This is a genomic window from Enterococcus plantarum, assembly GCF_001730295.1.
GTDB lineage: Bacteria > Bacillota > Bacilli > Lactobacillales > Enterococcaceae > Enterococcus_L > Enterococcus_L plantarum.
Map to the genome: position 1 here is coordinate 15696 of NZ_MIKA01000013.1, position 16873 is coordinate 32568.

At 35.6% G+C, this 16873-nt stretch carries 13 protein-coding genes and 1 pseudogene; 1 reads left to right on the forward strand and 13 read right to left on the reverse strand.

What is annotated here, in order from left to right:
- Positions 1-47: 47 nt before the first annotated feature.
- The 12 genes from BCR22_RS06970 to BCR22_RS07025 form a co-directional block, all read right to left on the reverse strand.
- The gene (locus tag BCR22_RS06970) at positions 48-728 is read right to left on the reverse strand and encodes a Bax inhibitor-1/YccA family protein (RefSeq protein ID WP_069654227.1); all 681 of its coding nucleotides are present in this window, start codon (positions 726-728) and stop codon (positions 48-50) included.
- Positions 721-1203, reverse strand: coding sequence for a MaoC family dehydratase (locus BCR22_RS06975; RefSeq protein ID WP_069654228.1), 483 nt, complete (start codon positions 1201-1203; stop codon positions 721-723). Before BCR22_RS06975 ends, BCR22_RS06970 begins: the two co-directional genes overlap by 8 nt.
- A 140-nt stretch (positions 1204-1343) precedes the next feature.
- Entirely contained in the window at positions 1344-2681 is a 1338-nt protein-coding gene (murC, locus tag BCR22_RS06980; RefSeq protein ID WP_069654229.1) for a UDP-N-acetylmuramate--L-alanine ligase, read from the reverse strand.
- Positions 2682-2921: 240 nt separating this feature from the next.
- The gene (locus BCR22_RS06985) at positions 2922-3848 is read right to left on the reverse strand and encodes a hypothetical protein (protein ID WP_167351513.1); all 927 of its coding nucleotides are present in this window, start codon (positions 3846-3848) and stop codon (positions 2922-2924) included.
- 160 nt (positions 3849-4008) lie between these two features.
- On the reverse strand, positions 4009-5307 hold the full coding sequence (gene asnS / locus BCR22_RS06990; RefSeq protein ID WP_069654231.1) for an asparagine--tRNA ligase: 1299 nt from the start codon (positions 5305-5307) through the stop codon (positions 4009-4011).
- Between the two features lie 49 nt (positions 5308-5356).
- Positions 5357-6547 (reverse strand): pyridoxal phosphate-dependent aminotransferase, encoded by a 1191-nt coding sequence (locus tag BCR22_RS06995; RefSeq protein ID WP_069654232.1) that lies wholly within the window; start codon positions 6545-6547, stop codon positions 5357-5359.
- Positions 6548-6692: 145 nt separating this feature from the next.
- Complete coding sequence (locus tag BCR22_RS07000; protein ID WP_069654233.1) at positions 6693-7199, reverse strand: cell wall elongation regulator TseB-like domain-containing protein; 507 nt, start codon at positions 7197-7199, stop codon at positions 6693-6695.
- A gap of 76 nt (positions 7200-7275) precedes the next feature.
- On the reverse strand, positions 7276-10044 hold the full coding sequence (locus BCR22_RS07005; RefSeq protein ID WP_069654234.1) for a helicase C-terminal domain-containing protein: 2769 nt from the start codon (positions 10042-10044) through the stop codon (positions 7276-7278).
- 195 nt (positions 10045-10239) lie between these two features.
- Positions 10240-10743 (reverse strand): DNA topology modulation protein, encoded by a 504-nt coding sequence (locus BCR22_RS07010; protein ID WP_069654235.1) that lies wholly within the window; start codon positions 10741-10743, stop codon positions 10240-10242.
- 412 nt (positions 10744-11155) lie between these two features.
- On the reverse strand, positions 11156-11872 hold the full coding sequence (locus BCR22_RS07015) for a YcjF family protein (protein ID WP_069654236.1): 717 nt from the start codon (positions 11870-11872) through the stop codon (positions 11156-11158).
- A gap of 412 nt (positions 11873-12284) precedes the next feature.
- A complete protein-coding gene (locus BCR22_RS07020) occupies positions 12285-13037 on the reverse strand; it encodes a trypsin-like serine peptidase (RefSeq protein WP_240485863.1) in 753 nt (250 codons plus the stop codon).
- 289 nt (positions 13038-13326) lie between these two features.
- Positions 13327-14835, reverse strand: a complete 1509-nt coding sequence (locus tag BCR22_RS07025) for a hypothetical protein (protein WP_069654238.1) — start codon at positions 14833-14835, stop codon at positions 13327-13329.
- 200 nt (positions 14836-15035) lie between these two features.
- Here BCR22_RS07025 and BCR22_RS15930 point away from each other — a divergent pair.
- A pseudogene (locus BCR22_RS15930) lies at positions 15036-15215 on the forward strand (hypothetical protein).
- A gap of 49 nt (positions 15216-15264) precedes the next feature.
- On the opposite strand, the gene BCR22_RS07030 reads toward BCR22_RS15930, so the two are convergent.
- Positions 15265-16698, reverse strand: coding sequence for an amino acid permease (locus BCR22_RS07030; protein ID WP_069654239.1), 1434 nt, complete (start codon positions 16696-16698; stop codon positions 15265-15267).
- Positions 16699-16873 lie beyond the last annotated feature (175 nt).

The following is a 16873-nucleotide window of genomic DNA, read 5'->3' on the forward strand; positions in this document are numbered from 1 at the left end:
AAAAAAACACCCAGATTTATCTGGGTGTTTTCAAGTCAATCGACGAATTAATTATTTTTACCAAAAATACGTAAGAATGCTAAGAACAAGTTAATGAAATCAAGATATAACTGTAATGCGAAAAATACAGCAATACCTGTACCTGCTTGTCCACCAGTCTCATTGTAAACTTGACGAATTCTTTGATTGTCATACGCTGTAATTCCTGCAAAAATCAACACCATCAAAATTGAGATGAAAAATGAAACTGCGCTACTGCGTAGGAAAAAGAAATTAATCACCATTGCAATGATAATTCCGAACAACGCACTATACGCTGCGTGACCCATTGCAGATAAGTCTTTTTTCGTAAACATACCAACTAGTGACATTGCACCGAATGTTGCTGCCGCACTAACAAATGCACTCACAACTGTTGCTTGCGCATATAGTAGCAGTGTCGCAGATATTGTTACACCATTTAAAACAGAATAAACTAAAAATCCACCGACCGCTAAACTAGGATTCTTTTGTGCTCGAACTCCTAGAAATAGTACTAGCCCAATTTGGACGATCCATAAGCCAAAAAACAACGCTGTTGAATTCAACAATGTTACCAGAACCATTGGAAATACATTTAAAATCAGATAAGAAACTAAAGCACTAACGCCGATTCCCATCGCTAAAAACGCATAAATCTTCGAATAAAATTTATTCAAGCCAACATTGGCTACTGCTCCATTATTCATTTATTTCTCCTTCTTTCTCTTCTAAATCTGTTATTGTCACTTGAGGTGGCTGCACCATTACAACCGCATCAAGTACCCGATCTTCTTCCTCATTTACGACTTCAATCGAAATCGTTACAACGTCTTTCATCTTATCCACTTTGATCACTTCGAACTTGAATGTCAACGTTTCATAATGAAATACTGGCTCTACAAAATTCACCGAAAAATTGACCACATGAGATCCTGGTCCTGGTAAATGCTTTGAAATAGCACTCGTAATAATTCCCATCAGCATGATCGATGGAACGATTGGTTTGCCATATTCTGTTTTTTGGGCATAATCATGTTGGATATATAAAGGATTGGCATCGTTTGTTAAGCCCAAATAAAGAAGTAACTCTTTATCTTCAATGGATTCGGTTAAAGACAGCGAATCGCCTTCCTCAATATCTTCGATGGTTTTGCCTAATTTTCTCGGTTTTCCGATATTCAAATTAGTACACCTCCACTAATGATAAGATAATTGTACCAAAATGACGACAAAAGGCAAGTTAAAAAGAAGGGGCTTCAACAAATCCTGAAACTCTTCGTTGAAATCCCTTCTTAGCAATAGCTTTTTAAGAAAGAATTATTTTATAATACGCTTCTTGTTGTATTACTTAATAATGTTTCGTATGCTTGTTCAAATTTTTGAACATCACCGGCACCCATGAAGACCATTACAGCATCTTCATGATCTAAAAGTGGAGATACATTATCTTCTTTGATGACTTGCCCACCTTTTTGAATTTTATTTCCTAGGTCCTCAATTTTAACATCACCTTTTTGTTCTCTGGCAGAGCCAAAGATATCGCAAAGGTAAACAGCATCCGCCAAATCTAATGCTTCAGCAAACTCGTCCATCAATGCAATTGTACGTGTAAACGTGTGTGGTTGAAATACTGCAATAATTTCTTTATCTGGGTATTTTTGACGCGCCCCATCAATCGTTGCAATAATCTCAGTTGGGTGATGAGCATAATCGTCCACTATGATCATGTCAGATACTTTTTTCTCTGTAAAGCGGCGTTTAACCCCTTCAAATGTTAGCATCTCTTCTGCTACTTTTTCCATATCTAATTTTTCAAAATACGCTACAGCAATTACACCTAACGCATTCATAATATTATGTTGACCAAAGGCAGGTAAAACAAAATGCCCAACGAAATCGTCTTTATGGTAAACATCAAAAGAAGAACCTTGTGTTGTCCGTTTAATATTTTTAGCTTGAATATCATCGTCCTCTGCTAAGCCATAATAATAGACCGGTACATCTGTTTTTAGCATGCGTAAGTACTTATCATCACCATAAGCAAAAATTCCTTTTTTGACTTGATCTGCCATTGTTTGAAATGCAGAAAATACATCTTCTATACTCTTAAAATAATCAGGATGGTCAAAATCGATATTCGTCATGATTGCATAATCCGGAGAATACGCTAAGAAATGACGGCGGTATTCACAAGCTTCAAAAGCGAAAAATTCAGCATCAGGGTCACCATGACCTGTCCCATCACCGATCAAATAACTTGTTGGCGCGATCCCTGTCAAAATATGAGAAAGTAAACCTGTTGTGCTTGTTTTCCCATGTGAACCTGTTACAGCAACACTTGTGTACGGTTGGATAAAACGTCCTATAAAATCATGATAACGAATGATTTCCGCACCTAATTCTTTGGCACGAACCAACTCTTCATGTGTATCTGGAAATGCATTTCCAGCAATAACGATCATATCTCTTGCAATATTGTCCGCATTGAATGGTAAAATTGTAATACCAACTTTTTCTAAATCACGTTGAGTGAAAAAATATTCATCCACATCAGAACCTTGTACTTGGTATCCTTTTTCAAATAACACAAGCGCCAACGAACTCATTCCTGATCCTTTGATCCCGACAAAATGATGTAATTTATTCTCTTGATTGCTCATTTTAATCCTCTTCTCTTATTCTCTATATAAAACGTCTTTTTTAGGTCTTTTTCAATCATACGGAACCCATTATCATACAAAATTGTGAAATAATCAACCAAAAAAAGCTGCGCCTCTTCTTACAAGAGTTAAAGAGACTCCCTTGTATTGATAGTTGCGTATCTCTATATTAGTGTGTTCGTCTTGATTTGCAGTAAAAAGCTGAGACAAAACCAAATAGAGTTTTGTCTCAGATCATGTTTACTTAAAATACTTGCTATTTTCTAGTTCCATACTTGAATCTTCAATTATACCGCTTAACGACTTATCTAATATTCCACGTTTTTTGTCCTGTTCAGCTTCCGCCACTTTTTGTCCATAGGCCGTTTGGCTTTTGGCATTTTCTTTAGCTGTTTTTAATTCTTTTCGAGAGCGTGGTAAAGAATGACTAATATCTTCTTCTTTGCCAAATCGTTCCATGTCTGGTTTGATTTGTTGGTATTGGCGTCTTGTTACCGGAATTTCTGGTGAACCTTTAGGAATATTGAATTTTTGAACGGTCGGATCTTCGTTCCCTTTCACTTGAAAAGCTGCTGGTTCATCGTCAAAAAGCAAATAAGAATTTTGATCTTTTTTCATTGCTTCGGTTAAGTCCTGCTCTGTCAAAGTGGGTGTTTTCTCCTCTGGAATAACAGATGCTGGAATATATTTCGGTACAAAATACGATCGGGTATCATAGGTAAAATCTTTTGAAAACGCGGCTTTATTTTTGTTAGAAGTTTGCTGTGAACCGAAACCATATGAACTTCTTTTTGGCATATTGCCAAATAAATTATTTTTTTGTTTTGGTGATGTTGGTTTATTGTGTGCCATCATGTAATTAGGCAGATTAGATTTGTGACGTGCTAATTCTGCTAGTTGTTCTTCACTATGAGACACATGTTGATTATTTGTTTGAGTTGGTTGTTTTTGCAGTACTGGCTGAACGGTTATTGGATCTATTACCGGCGCACTTGGCTGTCTTTGTGCTTGATTGGTTGTCTGTGTCACCGCTTTAGTAAGCATCGGCTCATCTTGAAATAATGTTCGTTTATTTTCAGAAACTAATTTCACACCTGATTCATCATCAAAGGCTGGAAAGCGAAAATGTTTTCGTTTAATTTGAGTTGGGTTTCCCATTCGAGTCATTCCTTTATTGTACTTTGTGTCAATTCTACCATAAAACAATAGAATTCTAAACATATTACCTTACTTTTTCTTTTTTCTTGTTGCAATTTAACTGAAAATTTCAGTTTCAATAAAAATTAGTCATTGAAACCAAGTTTCAATGACTAATTTTTTTATATTGCTATGGGTAAATACGGTTTAACAAGCGTGGGAACGGGCTTGCTTCACGAACATGCTCAATTCCAGCTAACCATGTAACCGTACGTTCTAATCCTAGGCCGAAACCTGAATGTGGAACCGAACCGTAACGACGTAAATCTAAATACCAAGAATATTCTTTTTCATCTAGATTATGGTTACGAATTTGTTCTAACAAATAATCATGATCAATTGCTCTTTCAGAACCCCCAATGATTTCTCCATACCCTTCTGGTGCAATCATATCTGCACAAATTACAACATCATCACGAGTAGGATGTGGTTTCATGTAGAAAGCTTTGATTGCTTTTGGATAGTTTAAAATGAAGACTGGTCGATCAAATGAGTTGGCAATAAACGTTTCATGCGGCGAGCCAAAATCATCGCCCCATTCAATATCATCAAACCCATTTTTCTTTAATAATTCCACTGCTTCATCATATGAAATACGTGGGAAAGGTAATTGTGTATATTTTTTCAAGACTTCTCTATCACGTTCTAAAACATCTAAGGCATGATCACAATTGTCTAGCACGCTTTGAACAAGAAATGCGACGTATTGTTCTTGTACTTCTAAACTTTCTTCTTGATGCATAAACGCCATTTCAGGCTCGATCATCCAAAATTCAATCAAATGACGACGCGTTTTTGATTTTTCAGCTCTAAATGTTGGTCCAAATGAGAATACTTTCCCGAAAGCTAATGCTGCGGCTTCCATATACAATTGTCCACTTTGAGATAGATAAGCTTTTTGATCAAAATAGTTTGTTTCAAATAAATCAGTCGTCCCTTCTGCTGTACTTGCAGTTAGGATTGGTGGGTCGATTTTAACAAAGTTATGATTATTAAAAAATTCATATGTCGCGCGAATGATTTCGTTACGGATTTGCATGATTGCATGCTGACGAGATGAACGCAACCATAAATGACGGTGATCCATCAAAAAGTCTGTTCCATGCTCTTTGGGTGTGATCGGATAATCATGACTTTCACCAATGACTTCGATTCCTGTTACTCCGATCTCGTAGCCAAATTTTGAACGGCTATCTTCTCTGATTTCACCAGTGATCCAAACAGAGGTTTCTTGCGTTAGACTTTTCGCTAACTGGAAGACTTCTTCTGAAACTTCACTTTTCACTACAATTCCTTGAAAATAAGCTGTCCCATCACGCAATTGTAGAAACGCAATTTTCCCGCTTGAACGTTTATTTGCAATCCACGCCCCTATCTTTACTGTTTCCCCTACATGATTTTTTGAATCAATAATTTGAATTTGTTCCACAATCGTCTCTCCATTCATTTATTCTTTTACCTATCCCGAATTAAGTAGTTTAGTTTGTTGCTTTTTTCTCGATAAAGGCTTTTATACGTTTAACGGCTTCTTTTAATGTATCTAAATCGGTTGCATAACTAATCCGAACGTTTTCAGGTGCGCCAAATCCTGCACCCGTAACTAGTGCAACTTGCGCTTCAGTCAATAAATCATCTACCCATTGCGTAACATCTGTATAGCCGCACATTGTTAAGGTATCTTTGATATTTGGAAATAAGTAAAATGCACCATTCGGTTTTTCGATTTTAAACCCAGGTAACGCTGCAAACAACGGATAAATCTCATTTAGACGTGCTTCAAATGCTTGTCTCATGATTTCAACTGTATCTTGTTCACCGATCAATGCTTCAATCGCAGCGTATTGACTGACAGCCGTCGGATTACTGGTTGATTGTGATGCGATATCATTCATTGCTGAGATGATCGTTTCATCACCGACAGCATAACCGATACGCCAACCTGTCATCGCATAACTTTTAGAAACGCCATTGATAATGATTGTTTGTTTTTGGATTGCTTCGGATAATGTTGCTATTGGTGTGAAAGTGGCTCCGTTATATACGAGTCTACCATAGATATCATCTGATACAATCAAAATATCATTTTGGACAGCCCACTCACCTATTTTACGTAATTCTACTTCAGAATAAATCATTCCCGTTGGATTAGAAGGGGAATTTAAAATCAATAATTTCGTTTTATCTGTTTTAGCTTCTTCTAATTGTTCCACCGTTACTTTGAATTCTTTTTCCTGATCGCATGAGATAAAAACAGGTACTCCTTCAGCTAATTTTACTTGCTCGCCGTAGCTTACCCAATATGGCACTGGAATGATGACTTCATCATTTGGGTTTAATACCGCTTGAAAAAGAAGATACAATGCAAATTTTGCACCATCTGTTACGATTACATTTTTGACTTGATAACTCAAGTTATAGTAAGTTTCAATATGTTCGACAACAGCTTCTCGCAATTCTTTGATCCCAGCAGAAGGTGTATAATAACTTGCTTTTCCGCTTTCGATGGCTTGAATCGCTGCTTGTTGAATGTTTTTTGGTGTGCTAAAATCCGGCTCACCTACGGTTAAACTTAGAACATCTTTTCCTTCTGCTTTTAATGCGTTGGCTTTGGCAGCAGCTGCTAACGTAACAGAGGGTTCTAATTTTTGTGCGCGTTTTGATATGTCCATATGATTGCTCCCTTCATTTTCTAGAGCACGGTAGGGATTCTATTCTAACAATCGAGCTCATTTCCTACCGCTGTCTATCTTGATTCATCAGCTAATTCTTCAAGTTTATTTGATTTTAGCTAACGCTCTTCATTAAAACGTCTCGTCAGACATTTTTGATGATCATAATTTCTTCAGCTTTATCAAATGTTAATAGATAATAACTTAATGATCCGTCATCGTTTTTTGCAACGACTTCCCACGTTGGTTTATCCTTATACAGACCTAAGCTGACTTTTTGGATGTTATTCTCTTTGTAATCAGTTTCAACGATTTGGCGGATGTGGTCTTCGTCAACACCATCTTTCTGATTTAAAACAGTCACTTTGTCCCCCGATTTCGGGATGATCACAGCTAATTCTTCCCCTTTATTATCTTTACCTGTCACACTAAAGTACGTATCTTTTCGGGTAAACCAATAAAAGTGATCCACTGTCTCCAAGTTTGCATATTCTTTAGCAATTTCTGTCGCTTCTTTTTTCGCTTGTGTTCTTGGCTGTGTTGAGCGAATGTAGAAAATAGTGATTAGGACAATAATCATTAATAAAACCGCAATTACACCAACTAAAATCTTGGTTTTTCTCGCTTCTCTGAGTTCTTCTTGTTCTTGCACTCTTCTCGCCCTTTCCAAACTTACTGGCTACCATTATAGCAGAAAATCGGTTTGATTTAATAGGTAGTAACTAAATTTATTTATTTAAAAATTCTTTTAGCTCTGATGCTATTTCAGTTAATGATTCTTCTTTCACTACCAAATCTTTTGGCAAAGCCTTTACCATCCGCTTGCCATACTTAGCTGTTACTAAACGCCTATCTAGGACAACTAGAGCTCCTTTATCATCATCGGAACGAATCAAGCGGCCTAAGGCTTGACGTAATCGTAACGCGGCTTTTGGCAAAGCCTCATGAGTAAAGGGATTGATTCCTTTTTCTTCAAGATAGTCATAACGTGCTTTGACAAACGGTCGTTTAGGATTTTCAAATGGTAAACGTGTCACGATCAACAGAGATAATGCTTCCCCAGGTAAATCGACACCTTCCCAAAAACTGTCAGCTCCAAGTAGGACGCTATTTCTTGAATGCGCGAAACGTTTTAGAATTTTTTCCCGACTACCGCTAATTCTCTGGGCTAAAAGGTCTCTTCCTTCATTTAAAAATTGAGGATGCAAACGATAATAAACACTAGATAAAATCTCATGCGACGTGAATAAAACCAAAATGGATCGGTCATGTTCTTGTGACAATTCTTGAATCACGGATGCGATATAAGCTGAGAATTCTGTAGCATTCGCCTGACTGATTGCTATTGCTTCTGTTGGAATATACAAACGTGCATTTTGCTCATAATCATAAGGATCAGGTAACGTTTTAAACAACACATCTGTTAATCCTAATTTATTAGGCAAATACTTCTTATCATTCCCAAATTTCAAGGTTCCACCTGTGTATAAAATTCGTTGATAACGATCATACCAAGTCGTCTCTGGCAATATACTTGCCTCTAAATCATTTAATGCAAGCAGCCCGTATCCTTGTGGTGTGATGCTATATTCCTTGATCCAACGTGGATGCCATTCATTGACATAAATAGCAAAACAATCCGCTAAACGTTCAATCCGTTCAAAGAATTGCAGCAAACTAACGAATATAATTCGCTCTGAAGCAGTATATTTTTCCAAAGCATTCACAATCGACTGATTCAACCTATTTTGAATTTCTTGCATTTCAGTTAAGAGAATCTCTATCTTTTGAATCGACGTCTCACCACTAAGTGATAAATGATCAAATATCGGCTTTGTTAGCAACATTGCTTCTAAATTAGATGAATGATCCTTGTTAAAGAGCTGATTTATTTCGTAAAATAAATCACTAAATTCTTCCACTAGATCATTTAATGCTTTAGAATAAATCCGCAACAAACGCTGTTCTTGTGTTTCAGATTCGAAAATTTGGTTGACTTGATCAAACAACTGATCTTCTTCCAGATAAAGACTTGCCTGCTTTTTAAAGGAAACATAGTTAAATTGACGATTCGCAATCTTCCCTGCAATATCCGGTAGATGATGAGCCTCATCAATAATCAAATACGAACTTTTCGGTAAAAGTGGCAATTCTCTGAGCGTTTCCTGTGCCAAAAATGCATGATTGACAATCAATACGTTGCTTTGTCTAATTTTTTTATAGAGAAAACGCACAAAATCTTCTTGATACAACGCATCTTGATCTGATAAAAAATCGATGCCTCGATGGGCAACATCCCGCCAAAAGATATGGTTAAAGTTCGTTAATTGTAATTCATCAAGATCTCCCGTTTCTGTTTCCACCAACCATACTAAAACACCCATTTGATACAACGCATATTGCTTTTGCTGTATTGGATTTTTTAACGTAGCTTTAAATCGTTGTAAATCGATGTAATGACGATGACTTTTAATGATTACAGCTTGAATCGGCTTGGGACAAATTTGGTTTGCTAGTGGAATATCTTTTTCCATTAATTGATTTTGCAAAACAATCGATACTGTACTGATAATAACTGGGTTATCTGGTGTAGCTAAATAGCTTAATGGAAATAAATAACCTAATGTTTTTCCTGTTCCTGTCGCAGCCTCAATAAACAAATTTTTATTTTCATCATTCGTAAAATGTTCATAAACTAAATTCATCATCCGGCTCTGCTCTGAACGATAGCCGATTGTATCTGCAAAAACTTTTTCCTTTGCTTTTTTCTTTTGCGGGAAACTTGATTTTCCATATAACTTTTCTTCATAAAGCGGAACTTCTTTTCTTCTCAAAGCAATGCCTGACACAACGTGTTGTTCTTTTGCTAGCGGTTGAATATCCTGTTTCATTTCTTCATATATATGATGGATATAAGCACTTGTATCCATGCCTGTTTGCTGACTCAAATGATCGATTGCTTCCATCGTAATCAGTGGTAAGCGGCGCATCTTGGCTTCAATCAATAACAAAAGTTCGGCCGTCACCTGTGCATCACTGTCTGCCTGATGAGGATTGTCATGAATCAACCCTAAACTTTCAGATAAATCGCCTAAACGAAAACTTTTTTCTGTTGGTAAAAATATTTGAGCTAATTCCACTGTATCAATTCCAGGAATTTTTAATTTAGGTGTACCGCAACGAAGCAATTCCTGTGTTAAAAAGGAGTAATCAAAATAAATATTATGTGCAACAAATACTGTATCTGCTAGTAAATTATAAATCGTTAGTGCCATATCTTCAAAGTATGGCGCTTTTTGCACACGTGAATTACTAATACCAGTAAGTTGCTGAATCTGTTTGGAGATCGCCTGATTAGGATTGATATCAGTCGCAAAACGGGAAACGATTTTTCCTTCTTGGATCAATACACAGCCGAATTGAATAATCCGGTCGACCAACGGATCGGTCCCAGTTGTTTCAAGATCAACTACTGCATATGTCTGCTTTTTTTTCATGGACTTCCCCGCCTTTCCTCTACCCTTGAAAATTATACTACAAAATGAACTTTTTTTTTAGTATTAGTTTGAAAGGTTTGGTAGTGAAGATGTTTTGGTTATCTTAGTTCTGTCCAACTGTCACATTCGTTTCTTTTCTGGTTATCAAAAGAAGGATCATTCTTGATTAGTTGTTAGAATGATTCTTTTGATTTTTTATAGCTCGTCTAAAAAAAGTTGAATCTGTTTTTTAGTTTTTAGAACTATTACTTTTTTAGTTTTAGGAAGGTTTTGTATCTCTTCAAGAATCTCAACCTTTTGTTTGTTCGGGAAATTCCATACCCACTTTAAAAAACTTAAATCAAACTTCTCAGGACAATTCGGTTGCATATCAGGTCTGGTCAAACCGTTAAATTTTTTTACTCTTTTCAAAATCTGATAAATACATACATATCTATTTCTATCTAAAAATAGTATAGTATCTGCCGCTTTGATTCTCATACCAAGTGTTGCGCCATAGTTTCCGTCAATGATCCATGAAGGTTTCATGATCAAATTATTTTGTACTTCAATTTGGTATTCTCTATCTGTCATTTCCCAATTCGGTTTCCAAAGTAACTTATCTAAATGAAAAACTTCAATACCTAACTTCTCACCTAATCTAAGTGCCAAGGTTGACTTACCAGCTCCACTTGAGCCGATTAAAATAATCTTTTTCATGGGTATTCCCTCCAATAAAATTTTTTTGGAAATTTTATTATACCATCAATAACGTAACTTGGTATGGTTTAGTCAAACTGAACGTACAGCTTATAAAGGAACTTTTTAACATATACTACTTTTGAAACTAATAAAAAAAGAGCCGTTCAAAGTTCTGAAATGAGCCCCCTAAGTTAGACCAGAAAATCTAACTTAGGGGGCTTTTTATAGTGGCTAAATATGATTATGACTTTAAAAATCAGTAATTGAAACATATCAGAGGGGAGAAGGTGGGGATATATTTTCTATCAAAGTGTAAAAAGCAATTGCTTCGTCTTGATCATCAACTACTTAAGCTATGTGAATGGTTGATTGTTTAAAAAAATTTCTTTCAAATTTTAAATCTACTAATCTATTATTTTATCCGTACTCTCTATTTTGACTTTTTGCTTGAATTTTGGACTGCTTTAAACAATGTTTGGAACTGACCTTTAAATGTCATTGTTTGCTCAAAAATATCTTCTCCATCATTTAACATCTTGACAGTCACCCAACCAAGCGTTTCTGTAATCGAACTTGCAACAGTAGCATTTATGGCAGCACCAGCAACTGTTCCCACACCTGGAAGAAGTTTTATTAAGTTGCCAACTGCACTTTTCCCAAGCCCTACGACAACAATTTCTTTCCCAATACTCTTGCCCATACTTTCAGACCAAGATTGCCCAAATAATTTATGCAAACGAGCCATCATAGTCAATTGGATAGGGACAAGTAACAAGGCATCTGAAAAAGGAATTGGTGAACAGCCTATAATAGCAGCTGTTAATGACGCCGCATGGACTATTTTATGGCATTTTCTTTTCGTTTCTTCATCGACACCTTCCAAAAATTCATCAAAAATACTATCGAATTGCGTTTTGCTTTTAGCCAAGATTTTTTCAGCACGATCTTTCGATTTCCCATAACTATTTAGGATCACTGTTGATGTTTTTGCTGGAAATTTTTTTATTACTTCAGAAAAAAATGATTCAAATTCTTTTTCATCTGAGCTTGCGTTTTTTTCTTCATATTGTTGTGTATTCGTTTTGCTCTTTTTTAGGAATGATTTTTTTTCATCTGTCGTTTTTTTCTTTAAACGTTTCTTCACCATTCATTACCTCCAATTATGTTTCATAAACTATGTATACATACACTCAATGCTTTTATACTCTAATCATACAATAGAAATCTTATTTCACCAAAAGACAGCACTTTTGAATATAATCTGAAAATAAAAGTCTGTTATCGAATGAAAATAAGCGCTAATTTTTTCTTTGCTTATTCATTTACAGACGGTCAGGATAACTATTCTTCTAAAAAATCCAGGTATCAATCACATATGACTGATACCTGGATTTTTTTATTCTCACTAATTGCTTTCATTTCTATATGAATAATGGTCTTTTGCATTTTTCTCATCTACATGCATAATTATAATTTTGTTCCTCATTATGCTATAGGCGCTCTATTGTTTACATCACGTCATCTGTCGATAATTGCTTCCCTTTCAACGCATATAATGACTAGTTTGAAGTATCACCAATGTATTTTAAAACAAATTCAATATGTTCTGTGTTTAATTTTACACTTGAATTATTATATTTTCCGCCTGAAACATGTACAGCTATTATTTCGTGATTTTCATTGAAAATGGGTGAACCAGATTGTCCACCAACAGTATCAATATCATGGTCGATGCGATTCGTCGATTGTCTTATAATTTTTCCTTTGGACTCCCACATCGTTCCAAACGGTTTGTCACCAGGATACCCCATACTTGAAATGGTATTTCCAATCGATACAGTATTAGTTAGAACCATTGGATTCTGCTTAACAACATCGCCAATACTGTGACCATTGTTTTCTTCAAGTGTAAGTACAGCAATATCATGGTCAAGATCTACTTTATCCAAATATCTTTGAGGAATGTGAACTTGTTTGATTTTGAACTTTCCATAAGGAAGAGTAGCGCCATTTCTCCCAGGAATAACATAATTAGTGGCTTTGGTCGGATTTTCCATAATTCTTTTTACAACATGTGCAGCAGTCAATACAGTATTTTTCCCAATAACAGCACCCGATCCCATGTATCCATTTGATGAGACATAAACCGTACTTTGATAAGGTGCAAGTGTGGTGTCAAAAACTCTAGAACGTTCATCGACACCAATAATGGAACGGTGTTCTACACCTACCGCTTCTGATTTAGGAGCAAAACTAAAAAATGTAGCACCTAATAAAAACACACCAATAAAACCTATTTTTAACAATTTCAAACGAATTAACCCCTTTCTTTATCTAAAAATATTCACCTATTAAATATAGGATAGTACTTTTATAAAAGTGTAATACATAAAATTATTTCTGCCAATAAGTATTATATAGTTTTTTTAAAATAGCTATCATCTACTCCCTTTTTAAATAAAAACAGTAATGGATCGTCTTTCAACGTATCGCAAAATAGAGACCTGTGAATTGTCACACTCACCAAAAAAACTAGAGCAAAACTGATCCAGTTTTCCCCTAGTCTTTTAAACATCTAATTCACTTTTTTCTATCTCGTAGTTATTTTTCAACTGGCATCAAGCTTAGGTTTTGCATATATTGATCCATTAAAATATATCCTTCTAAGCGACGTAATAAGTCAACTGAACAGCGAACTTTTTTACCAAACAACGAACGACTGTAGGCAATTTCACGCATTTCTTGTAAAAAGTCATCTAAAGAAGATACTAACTCTCCACAACTTAAGCGACCACATATCAAGACATCTTCTTTTCGTTGTCTTAATACTTGCCCCCAGGAATAATTTAAATATTCTGCCTGGCTGATTTGAGCAAGTAACTCTGAACGGAGGATATTTTTTTTCTGTGGTTTATTTTTCTTTGTCCCTAATCGCATGCGTTTATTCATAAAACACAAATAAATTTCATCTTCTAAGTTTTCCATCTCACTCTTAGAAAAATTTGGAATTCTCGCAGGAGCTACAATTCTTTTTCTTAATTTCAGTTGCTTAGAGAAACGTGGCCAGTTGCTTGGCGTTGCCTTTTGCGTTTTTCTTTTTTTGAAAACTAACAAATCCAGATCTAATGGTTCAAGCGCACCAATTTGCTCTTCTGTTTTTTTTTTTACATCCGACTCGACACTTGCTTTTGTTGTCTCTAGTTGTTGACGCTTCAATTTGATTGAAGTACGTTCTTTTTTTGGTGCTTCGTTATTTTCCGCGTCTAGGTCTTGTGATATTGTAGGCTCGTCTTCTACTTGGAAATCTTCTTGAATTGGTTTTTTCGCCAATTCGTTCGGCAACTTTTTTTCCGTTTCTGCGCCTAATTCTTCCGCTGGTTCTTGTTCGACAGCTTCTTCAACTAACGCCTTATCAATCAAATCAAACTCGACATCTACACTTTTATCCGCTTCAGTCTGTTCAATCGTTGGCTTTTCGTCTCTATCTTCTTCAACAACTAAAGGTTGCGCTCTTTTAAGATGGATTGTCTGAATACTTCTAGAGATAATCGGATTATTTTTCGGTGCATGCCATTCAACTTTTCCTTGATTGATTGTTTCTGTTAAATCATTCATCATTTTCCGTAGACGAAAAATCTCATTTGACGTCTCGAGCATTTGCTTCATCATTCCCTGTATCTCTCCAGCGTTCAATGTCGCTTCACTTCGATAAACCAGTGAATGCTCTTCTTTGTCAAGCGCAATTTCTTCAAACCATTGTTTCAAGTTCATGCGAAGTTCTCTTCTAGTTGGTTCAAAACTACCTATCAATAAGGTGTAAAACATGATTTCCGTTTCAACATACATATAAATCTTTTTAACGACTAATTCTTCGAATTCTTCCGTTTCATCCCAGCTGTCACAAATTGCATCAAAAAAGGCCTCTCCTTCAGCTAGATTTTGATAATCTTTTGCTAGATTCAATTTTCGAACTAAATAAAATGAATATGGCGTATCCACATTATCGGCATATATCTCACGCCCAAGATAATCAGGATCAACTTCTTTACAAATATAGGTTGATCTTTCTTCTTTTATTGATTGACGTTGTCGTTTACTGATTGTTCTCACTTCCTCAATTTTTTTCCTGTCTAAATCGTATCATTTTTTTAGAAAAAAAAACAGACTTCCACTTCTATTATACCGATAAAAATAAAAAAATGTTCTCATTTTTTTACAAATATATTAAATTAAAAGAAAAACAACGCTCGAAATCATATTTTTAACACCTAAAAAATACTTAACTCCGCAATTTAAAAGAAAAAAAGAGGATGGGACAGAAGTGTTTAACCCTGAGAAATAAGAGGAAATTTACGAAAATTGTTCTTCAAATTTTTGTGACCAAGTAGGTACTGTGCAACATCAACTTGTTCCTTGTTGTGTTTTACAGCAATTTCAGCTTATTTCCGAAGGGGTTACTTCTGCTCCCACCGTTTATCCGGATTCCATGAGAGAGATACGACTCGAAAAGTTGTGACCCTTTCACTCTCTTTGATTGATTTATGCATTCTTTTTTTCACGTCTTGCTATAGCTGGTAAAATCATCCCTAGTAAAATCAAGACAACTGGTGTGATAATATTAGAACCTAATTGGAAGAGCCAAGCTTTAGGGTCAGCTGCAAAATCAAATTTCGGAACCATTCCTAAAATACAAGCAAACGCTGTAAATAAGAAACACCATGCCCCAAAACCAAAGGCGATTTTGGGATTTTTTATAAACTTATATTCAGAGGAATAATTTTTATACGCTTTATTTAACATCATATAAGCAAAGAATACCCATAAATAACGCATTGGCATCACAACTGAATTCAAGTTAGTCAACCATTTCACTAGTTCTTTGATGTTGTCGATCCCAAACATTGGCAGTACGATGATAATACTCACTAAAACACCCGTTAATAGATACCCATTGATCAACGTTCCTTTTTTACTTCTCTTACGTAACGCCGCAGGAACGTAATCTGGATCTGCATCGGCTAAAAGGATTTGTAATGGTGCATCGATCGAAAAAGCCAATGCTGAAATTTGTCCGATACCGTTTGTGATTGCATAAATGATCATTAATAAATTTCCAACACCATAATACTCACCTAATAGTTGGAAAGCAGTATACGCACCATTTGCCATTAAATCTTCTGGGATATTATTACTTGCAAATAACATACCCATGGCAAAAGAGCCTAATACAGCTGAAACACCAACCATTGACGCTAAAAAAATCATTCCTTTAGGAAATTCTTTTGCTGGATTTCTCATTGAATTGACATAAGGTGAAATCTTTTCTGCTCCACCAACAGCAAAGACCAGCATGGAAACAGTCGTAAAGTAACTAAAATCAAATTTAGGAATATACGTACTGATTTTATCCATGTGAGGCGTTGCAAATTCAACTGTAGAATTCATCATTGGCGCACCAATTGCTAAAAGAATGAATAACATCGACATCACAAAAATTGCAGTTCCGGCCATGCCACCAATAACTTTTAATGTCATTAACCCTCTCGTCGACAATAGTAAAAAGAGTAAGAAAATGGCAAGCGAGATTACTGTAATACCTACAACTGAAAAATTATTCACAATATCGCCATTTCCCTGAATTGCCCAACCAAAGGCAATCAATACTAACTGAGGTTTTTGAGCTAAATAGGGAATATGTACGACCCAATATGTCCAAGCTGCGTAATACGCTAAACGCTTCGTACTAGTATTTTGAACCCAGGAACTGACACCCCCACTACTATCTTTGAATGTTGAACCTAGTTGTCCGACAATCAATGCATACGGAATAAAATATAAGACCAAAATCAAGATCCAGGATGTTACAACTGATATGCCTTGTTGTGCATAGTTATTCACGACATTCCCCAAGCCCCAAACCATGTTGAACGCTATCAGACCAACGGTAAACCACCGCATCTGCTTTTGTTCCATCAAAACAGCTCCTATCCATCATTAAGTATAAAATTACTTTTTAAGCATAATCATTTTTAAGACTTTAAACAAGCATTCACATGCCTAAATATCGATCTTATCAGCAATTTATTAGAAAAAAAATCCAATGATTCATCTTTTTTAATGATTCACTTTTTCTTTAATATGTAATAAG

Coding starts and splice junctions, on each gene's coding strand:
- BCR22_RS06970 (WP_069654227.1), bottom strand. CDS start 728: ATGAATAATGGAGCAGTAGCCAATGTTGGCTTGAATAAATTTTATTCG.
- murC (WP_069654229.1), bottom strand. CDS start 2,681: ATGAGCAATCAAGAGAATAAATTACATCATTTTGTCGGGATCAAAGGA.
- BCR22_RS06985 (WP_167351513.1), bottom strand. CDS start 3,848: ATGACTCGAATGGGAAACCCAACTCAAATTAAACGAAAACATTTTCGC.
- BCR22_RS06995 (WP_069654232.1), bottom strand. CDS start 6,547: ATGGACATATCAAAACGCGCACAAAAATTAGAACCCTCTGTTACGTTA.
- BCR22_RS07005 (WP_069654234.1), bottom strand. CDS start 10,044: ATGAAAAAAAAGCAGACATATGCAGTAGTTGATCTTGAAACAACTGGG.
- BCR22_RS07010 (WP_069654235.1), bottom strand. CDS start 10,743: ATGAAAAAGATTATTTTAATCGGCTCAAGTGGAGCTGGTAAGTCAACC.
- BCR22_RS07015 (WP_069654236.1), bottom strand. CDS start 11,872: ATGGTGAAGAAACGTTTAAAGAAAAAAACGACAGATGAAAAAAAATCA.
- BCR22_RS07030 (WP_069654239.1), bottom strand. CDS start 16,698: ATGGAACAAAAGCAGATGCGGTGGTTTACCGTTGGTCTGATAGCGTTC.